6 protein-coding genes, 1 tRNA gene and 1 pseudogene are annotated in these 6,271 nt (G+C 68.2%); 3 read left to right on the plus strand and 5 right to left on the minus strand.

Annotation, left to right across the window (positions count from 1 at the left end; all coding sequences use genetic code 11):
- Window positions 1-399 precede the first annotated feature (399 nt).
- Window positions 400-490, plus strand: a tRNA-OTHER gene (locus tag OG553_RS38690).
- Window positions 491-647: 157 nt separating this feature from the next.
- Here the strand turns inward: OG553_RS38690 and OG553_RS38695 are convergent.
- Window positions 648-926, minus strand: coding sequence for a hypothetical protein (locus tag OG553_RS38695; protein ID WP_331719373.1), 279 nt, complete (start codon window positions 924-926; stop codon window positions 648-650).
- Between the two features lie 492 nt (window positions 927-1,418).
- On the opposite strand from OG553_RS38695, the gene OG553_RS38700 reads away from it, so the two are divergent.
- Window positions 1,419-1,694, plus strand: a complete 276-nt coding sequence (locus OG553_RS38700; RefSeq protein ID WP_405983277.1) for a hypothetical protein — start codon at window positions 1,419-1,421, stop codon at window positions 1,692-1,694.
- A gap of 32 nt (window positions 1,695-1,726) precedes the next feature.
- Here OG553_RS38700 and istB read toward each other — a convergent pair whose 3' ends face one another.
- From istB to OG553_RS38715, 3 genes and pseudogenes are all read right to left on the minus strand, one after another.
- On the minus strand, window positions 1,727-2,524 hold the full coding sequence (gene istB, locus OG553_RS38705) for an IS21-like element helper ATPase IstB (protein ID WP_331719375.1): 798 nt from the start codon (window positions 2,522-2,524) through the stop codon (window positions 1,727-1,729).
- Window positions 2,521-2,870, minus strand: a pseudogene (locus OG553_RS38710) (IS21 family transposase); the annotation flags it as partial. The gene istB and the pseudogene OG553_RS38710, both read right to left, overlap by 4 nt.
- Before the next feature lie 117 nt (window positions 2,871-2,987).
- Window positions 2,988-3,128: a hypothetical protein gene (locus tag OG553_RS38715; RefSeq protein ID WP_405983278.1), complete on the minus strand. Its 141-nt coding sequence runs from the start codon at window positions 3,126-3,128 to the stop codon at window positions 2,988-2,990.
- Between the two features lie 384 nt (window positions 3,129-3,512).
- Between OG553_RS38715 and OG553_RS38720 the strand changes: the two genes are divergently transcribed.
- Window positions 3,513-3,713, plus strand: a complete 201-nt coding sequence (locus tag OG553_RS38720; protein ID WP_331719377.1) for a hypothetical protein — start codon at window positions 3,513-3,515, stop codon at window positions 3,711-3,713.
- A gap of 623 nt (window positions 3,714-4,336) precedes the next feature.
- Here the strand turns inward: OG553_RS38720 and OG553_RS38725 are convergent.
- A complete protein-coding gene (locus OG553_RS38725; RefSeq protein ID WP_331719378.1) occupies window positions 4,337-4,609 on the minus strand; it encodes a hypothetical protein in 273 nt (90 codons plus the stop codon).
- Window positions 4,610-6,271: the final 1,662 nt, after the last annotated feature.

The raw sequence follows: 6,271 nt of genomic DNA on the forward strand, positions 1-6,271 counted from the left end.
CAGCCTCGACGGCGTCACGCAGGGCCCCGGCGGCTTCGACCGAGGCGGCTGGCTCGTACCGCACAGCACCGAGGGCCGCCTCGACCCGCTCGGCGAATGGTTCGCCCGGGCCGACGCCCTCCTCCTCGGCCGGACCACCTTCGACATGATGCGCGGTCCCGTCCACCTACCGCATCACCGAGTCCCAGCTGGCCCCGGGCGGCTCCGGAGCAGTCACCCTCCACCGCACCGCGACGGGCCCCACCGGCACCGGCGAAAAATTCACGGTCCACAACGTCCACGAGGCCACGCCCTGACCGACTTCGGGCCCCTCTCCCTCCGCGTCAGCACGCCGTCAGCGTCCCCGGTGCAATCTGGTTCTCGTGACCGGGCGGACGCACAACGGACCCGGCTCACGAGGGAGAGGTGCCCGGAGCGGTTGATCGGGGACCGGCCACTGGTCGTTCGGGTTCCACGAGAACCCACGCAGGTTCGAATCCTGCCCTCTCCGCCCTTCACCCCGCCGCGATCCCCCCACCCCCCGAAGGGCCCAGACGGAACCGGGACACATCGACCTGGCGGAGCTCATCCGAGCTGGGCACTGAACCCCACGGACCTTAAACGGGCGTCGCCGCCCGTGAGGGGGAGCGACGACATGGTCGAGGTCACTATTCGTACGAGCGTCGTGCGCGCGCGGGGCTGCACTCGACGATCAGGCGTGCCGCCTGCAGTTTGCTGGGGTGGTCGCCGATGAGTCTGGTGGTGATCAGGACGGCACTCATGACGGGGACACCCTGGTCTTTCAGGTGCTGCTGGACGGTGTCCATGTCACCACCTGCCGCCAGTAGATCTCTGCACGCATCGACGTGGCCGGCGATCTCCTGAGCGCGCGCGGGGGCCAGCCCGCCGACCGAGGCGAGCTGTCCCTCTGCGGTGAGACCAGGCATGGTGGGGATCATGCCACGGGCTCGCCGCCGGCTGCGCTATTCGTCATCTTCGCAGGCACTGCACGGCTTCAGTTCCAGTGGTCGGCGCCGCCAGCTGTCGGGACCCGCTCCTGGCCGGCGTAAGCCCCTTCTCCCGAGTCAATCCGGGCTTCAGAATGATGCAGCGGTACACAGCGGCTACAACGGGAAGTGAAGGACGCGCTCACCGCGGCCGCTGGGCGATGGGGCGTCCCGATTGACGGTGCCCTGTATTCCCGGCTGCACCGGGCCGGACGGGTCTGCCGATCGAGGCGCTGGGCTGGCTTTATTCACGTTCAGCAGCAGCGTTTGTCCACCTCATCGGAAGGCAGTGTGCGATCAGAGTCCCGGTGAATGTTCATGGGAAATGAAGTCGCGGACGGCAAAGCCGCTGCCGTTGGGCGGCTCCCTGGTGCCGGGAGCGATGTGGTGGGATGGCGGTGCAGGCCGGACCGCAGTTTTGGGGAGATCACCGTGGCATCTGAGTACTCATCGCTGGCACATGCCTTGACCGAGGCCTTGGTTGACATGGCTTGGTTCGTCGACGGCGCGGACGACGATCACATGGATCTCGATGACGCGGTGAAGGCTCTGGAGGGTGTGGCGGCGGTGCTGAAGCGCCTGTCGTTTGATCAGCGGCATGACCTGCTCGTTGTGCTTGGAGAGATGGCTGAGGCAGAGGCCGATCCCGCGAGGAGGGAGTTCCTTGAGGCCTTCCCTCAGGACTTCGGACTGATCGATGAGTCGTGACGTGGGGCCGACGAGGCAGGTAGCGGCAGAGGTCAGCCGGCCTTGGCCGACTCCTCGGCGCGAGCGCGGGTGCTGGCGAGGCGGTAGGAGTCGGTTCCGGTCTCGATGATGGTGCCGTTGAAGGTGAGGCGGTCGACGATGGCCGCGCGGAGGCGGGGGTCGGTGAACGTCTTGGTCCAGCCGCCGAAGGACTCGTTGGAGGTGATGGCGACGCTGTTCTTCTCCTCGCGCTCGGTCAAGACCTGGAAGAGGAGTTCGGCGCCGCGGCGGTCGAGCTCCATGTAGCCGAGCTCGTCGATGCAGAGGAGGTCGACGCGGCCGTAGCGGGCGATCGTCTTGCTCAGCTGCTTCTCGTCTGCGGCCTCGACGAGCTCGTTGACCAGCTTCGGGGCCAGCACGTACTTGACCCGGTAGCCGGCCATCGCGGCCTCGGTTCCCAGCGCGATCAGCATGTGGGACTTGCCGGTCCCGGCGTCGCCGATAAGGCAGAGCGGCTGACTCTTCTTGATCCACTCGCAACTGGCGAGAGTGTGGATGGTGGCCGCGTCGATGTTCGGGTTCGCGTCGAAGTCGAAGGTCCGCAACGACTTGTCCCGGAGGAAGCCGGCCGCCTTGATCCGACGCTCCGAACGGCGTCGGGACCGGTCGTCGCACTCGGCCATCAGCAGCTCGGCGACGAACCCGCGGTAGGTCATCTGGTCCCTCAACACCCGGTCGGCGATGTCGGAGAACTCGTTCCTGATCGAGGGGAGCCGCGGCAGGCGGCAGGCGGTGTCGATGGCCGTGGTGGCGGCCTGCTCGGCCAGTCCTCGCTGGCGGGGCAGGGTCACCGTGCTTCTCCCTCGCGGTGTTCACCGCCGCTGGCGCGACGGCGTCGGAGCAGTTGGTCGTAGTGGGTCACCGAGGGCAGCGGCCTGGTGTCCGGGGGAAGATGCGCGAGCCGCCACTCGTGCAGAAACGTCACGGCGGCCGCGCCGCCAGCGTTTGCCGACGGTGTCGCCGTGGGCCTTGATCGCCGCGGCCCACCAGGCGTCATGGACCGGGGTGAACTTGCCAGCTGAGCGGGCTTGTTCGAGCGCGGTGGCGCCCGGGGAAGGCTCCCGGCTTGCGGATCAGGGCCTCCAGGTAGTGGTCCGGATCCAGGCGGCAGCCGCCCTCCGCTGCGTCGCCTTCGTGAGGCTGTGCGGAATCCGGGACGTCGAGGACTGGGTGACCGCGTGGCGCCGCCTGAAGGCCCGCCAGTGGCCCCCGCTTCGCTGTGCCCGGGACCAGCTCTGCCATCCCCGGGCGCGCCTACGTGGTGGCGGCGCGGTCCGAAGCCGCAGCCTTGATCTGGACCAGGGTGTTGTCGGTGATGATCTCGTCGCGCTCCTGGCGGGCACGGGTGACGTGCTGGCGGAGCGCTGCCAGGGAACGAAGCTGATCGCGGCGCAAAGCCGGATTGTTGACTGGCAAATAGGTCTAGTTCACAAGGGTGCAAGCGGTTGTGGGCGCTGCTTGGGGCCTTGAAGTGCTAGGCGACGTTCGTGCTGCGGTACGAGTCCACGCATCGCACCTTCGACCAGCAGCCTCACGGCGGAGGCCTATCGCCGCTGGTCGGAGGTGTGGAATGGCTCCTGCGGCTGGGCGCATGCAGTGTTGCCCGCCTTGTGGCGGGGCGCCCGCACCCATCAGTGCCCCTCGGTCTGTCGGCACGTACCGATACTCTGGTGTCGCGCCTCTTCGGGCACTGTGCAGCTTCTGGAGAGCCGGGTTTTGACGGACCGTCGCGAACTCGGCTCTGCAGTTGCCGCGCGGCGGTCCAGAGAGGGGGCTCAGATGCCCGGGAGCGACCAGGCGACGTCCGACGATGCGGAGGACGAAGGCCGGCCGGTCCGGGGTGAGAGCCGCACCACCGCTCGCGATGTACTGCTCGTCGGCGTAGTCCAGGCCCTGTTGGCTGGTCTTGCTGACGAGGCCGCGCACTGGTTCGTCCAGGTCGTGGTGTGGCTGTACGAGATGTTGGTCAGCCACCTGTAAACGCGACGCGCCCCCTGGCTGCAACCAGGAGGCGCGAGGTGTGCGGGTACATCCCGCAGCGGTCCCTGTCCACCTATCCATGCCGGGCAGGGGCCGCTGAACTCCATGAGGTCAGTCTGCCGCTCACCACTGACAACGCATCGCTGCATGGTCCGAGACTTGCGGTGCCGACGTCACAGAACTCCACTGTAGTGGGTCCTGCCTACTTTTATGTGTCACAGGTTGAGCCCGGCCAGTCCTACGCAGGGGACACCACAAGCCGTTGAACTGCAACGATCCCATGGGATGTGAGTGGTTCGCGAGCGCTTGAAGGCTGGCTGTTGTGGGTGGACATCGGGTGCCTGAGGCGGTGATTTCTGCCTCGGTCTCGGGTCTGCTGCCCCTCCATTACTGCTCCTCATACCTGCAAGGAGTGCCGGAAGGCGCGACCGCCGTCTGGCTGCTCACGACTTGCTTCCCGCGCCTGAGGTATGCCCCAGACCCACGCATCACGTGATGCGTGGGCTTGAGGTTTGCCCCAGACCACCACGTCACGCGACGCGGTGGTCTGCCTGTTACCCCTGGCCGTCTGCGGCCCGGCCGTCCCTCCCTTGGCCGGGTCGCGGTGCGCCTGGGTGACGCCGTCACGGGTGCCGGTGGAGGTAGGGGAGTGCTGCGGCGGCGAGGCTGGCCACGTTGAAGGCGACCTGCGCGGGGTTGGCCAGGGAGGGGACGAGGTACGCCACGGCGCCGGCGCCGAGGGACAGGAGGGTGGTCCCGGCGGCCAGGAGCAGCGTGACGTTCGGCCGGGCGCCGGTCTCGGGGGTCGGGGTCTCCGTGGTCTCGGTGGTGTGCACCGTCTCGAAGGTCTGGGTGACTGTCTGGGTGGTGCGGGTGATGGTCGTGGTGATGGGCATGGGAGTCCTTTGGTCGGGTCGGCGTGTTGCCGGGGCTGTTGGGTGGAGCGGGAGCCACTGTGCGGAGGTCGGGCGGCGAGGTCGAGTTCTCGCGAATTTGGGTTCTGTGCCTGGTCAGAGGCCCTGAAGTGAGTCGGTGACCCGGATTCGCGAAGGCTTGACACGGCGCACCGAGGGGGCACTCCGTTGTCGCTGGACGCACAGTGCCGAGCGCGGGGGTAAGCCCCGCAACCCCCGCCCAGGGGCTGGCCCGGGACGTCTCGGGCCGGGAGGGCACATCAGTTCGTCGCCTCGCCCGCTTGGGGCACGTCAGCGCCGAATTACATGCCAGGACTGGAAATAGAAGTGCTTATGAGGGGCCTCTTTTTGGTTCCCTTTCAGGGGTCCTGAAGCACTTCTCTGAATTCAGTTCGCGACGCAGTGAATTTTCCCCACCGCCTCTGACGGTTCGTCAGGTTGGTGTGTTTTCGTGGTGGGCGGGCTGTGGCGAGGAACGGCCGGGGGTGTGTGGGCTGTTGTGCAGGCTGTTCCTCGACTATGTGGCCCCAGTGTTTGTGCAGCTCGGAGGCCGGTAGGCGGCTCTCCAGGGGCATTCAGGGGCAGAGTCTCGGGGTTGGCCCGGCGGAGCGTTGCCGGGGCCCGCGCCCCTTCAGGGGGTGCCGGACGGGGTCGGGTGGGGTTGACGTCACCCGTCTTTTACCGTCATCTTGACTGAGAGTTACTAAAGCCAAAGCGGCACGTCGGCTCCGAGCCGGGCCACGCTCCCGCTGCCAGCCGCTCGAGTTCAGCCCTGGCCCGCCGGTCGCTCCGCCCCCATCCCGGGCCCGCTTCGCGGGCCCCAAGGCCGCGAAGCGGCCGACCCGGGCGAAGCCCGGGTACCCCGGGCCGAAGCGAAGCGCAGGCACCCGGCCGGAACGGCCGGCCAAGGCCCCGCGAAGCGGGGGCTCCAGGGGGTCTGGAAGCCGCGGAGCGGCCAAGAGCCCGGAGCGAAGCGGAGGGCCACCCGGCCGAAGGCCGGCTCTGGGCGGCGAAGCCGCCCGCCGCCGAGCGCAGCGAGGCGGGTCCCTCTAGGACGCGGAGCGGCCTAGAGCCCCGGAGCGGAGCGGAGGGGCTCCGGCCAAAGGCCGGCTCTGGGACGCGAAGCGGCCCGCCGCCGAGCGCAGCGAGGCGGGTCCCTCTAGGACGCGGAGCGTTCTAGAGCTCTGGGGCGGAGGCCTAGAAGCCCCGCCCGGAAAAGCGGCTTGGGGCGCAAAGCGCCCCTCCGCCGAGCGTAGCGAGGAGGGTTCCTCTTGGCCGCGCAGCGGCCAAGAGCCCGGAGCGAAGCGGAGGGCCACCCGGCCGAAGGCCGGCTCTGGGCGGCGAAGCCGCCCGCCGCCGAGCGAAGCGAGGCGGGTCCCTAGGACGCGGAGCGTCCTAGAGCTCCAGGCGGGCGGAGGAGCCCCGGCCAAAGGCCGGCTCTGAGGCGCAAGCGCCCCGCCGCCGAGCGCAGCGAGGCGGGTCTCTTCCCAGGCGCGCAGCTCCAGGGGTGTGTGTGTGTGTGTGTGTGTGTGTGTGTGTGTGTGTGTGTGTGTGTGTGTGTGTGTGTGTGTGTGTGTGTGTGTGTGTGTGTGTGTGTGTGTGTGTGTGTGTGTGTGTGTGTGTTTTTTCAGTGTACTTCGTTCA

The sequence above is a fragment of the Streptomyces sp. NBC_00158 genome (genome assembly GCF_045160885.1).
Taxonomy (GTDB): Bacteria; Actinomycetota; Actinomycetes; order Streptomycetales; family Streptomycetaceae; genus Streptomyces.

What these genes read in the sequence shown, in the direction of transcription:
- OG553_RS38720 (WP_331719377.1), top strand. Translation starts at nt 3,513, where the DNA reads ATGCCCGGGAGCGACCAGGCGACGTCCGACGATGCGGAGGACGAAGGC.
- OG553_RS38725 (WP_331719378.1), bottom strand. Translation starts at nt 4,609, where the DNA reads ATGCCCATCACCACGACCATCACCCGCACCACCCAGACAGTCACCCAG.
- OG553_RS38695 (WP_331719373.1), bottom strand. Translation starts at nt 926, where the DNA reads ATGCCTGGTCTCACCGCAGAGGGACAGCTCGCCTCGGTCGGCGGGCTG.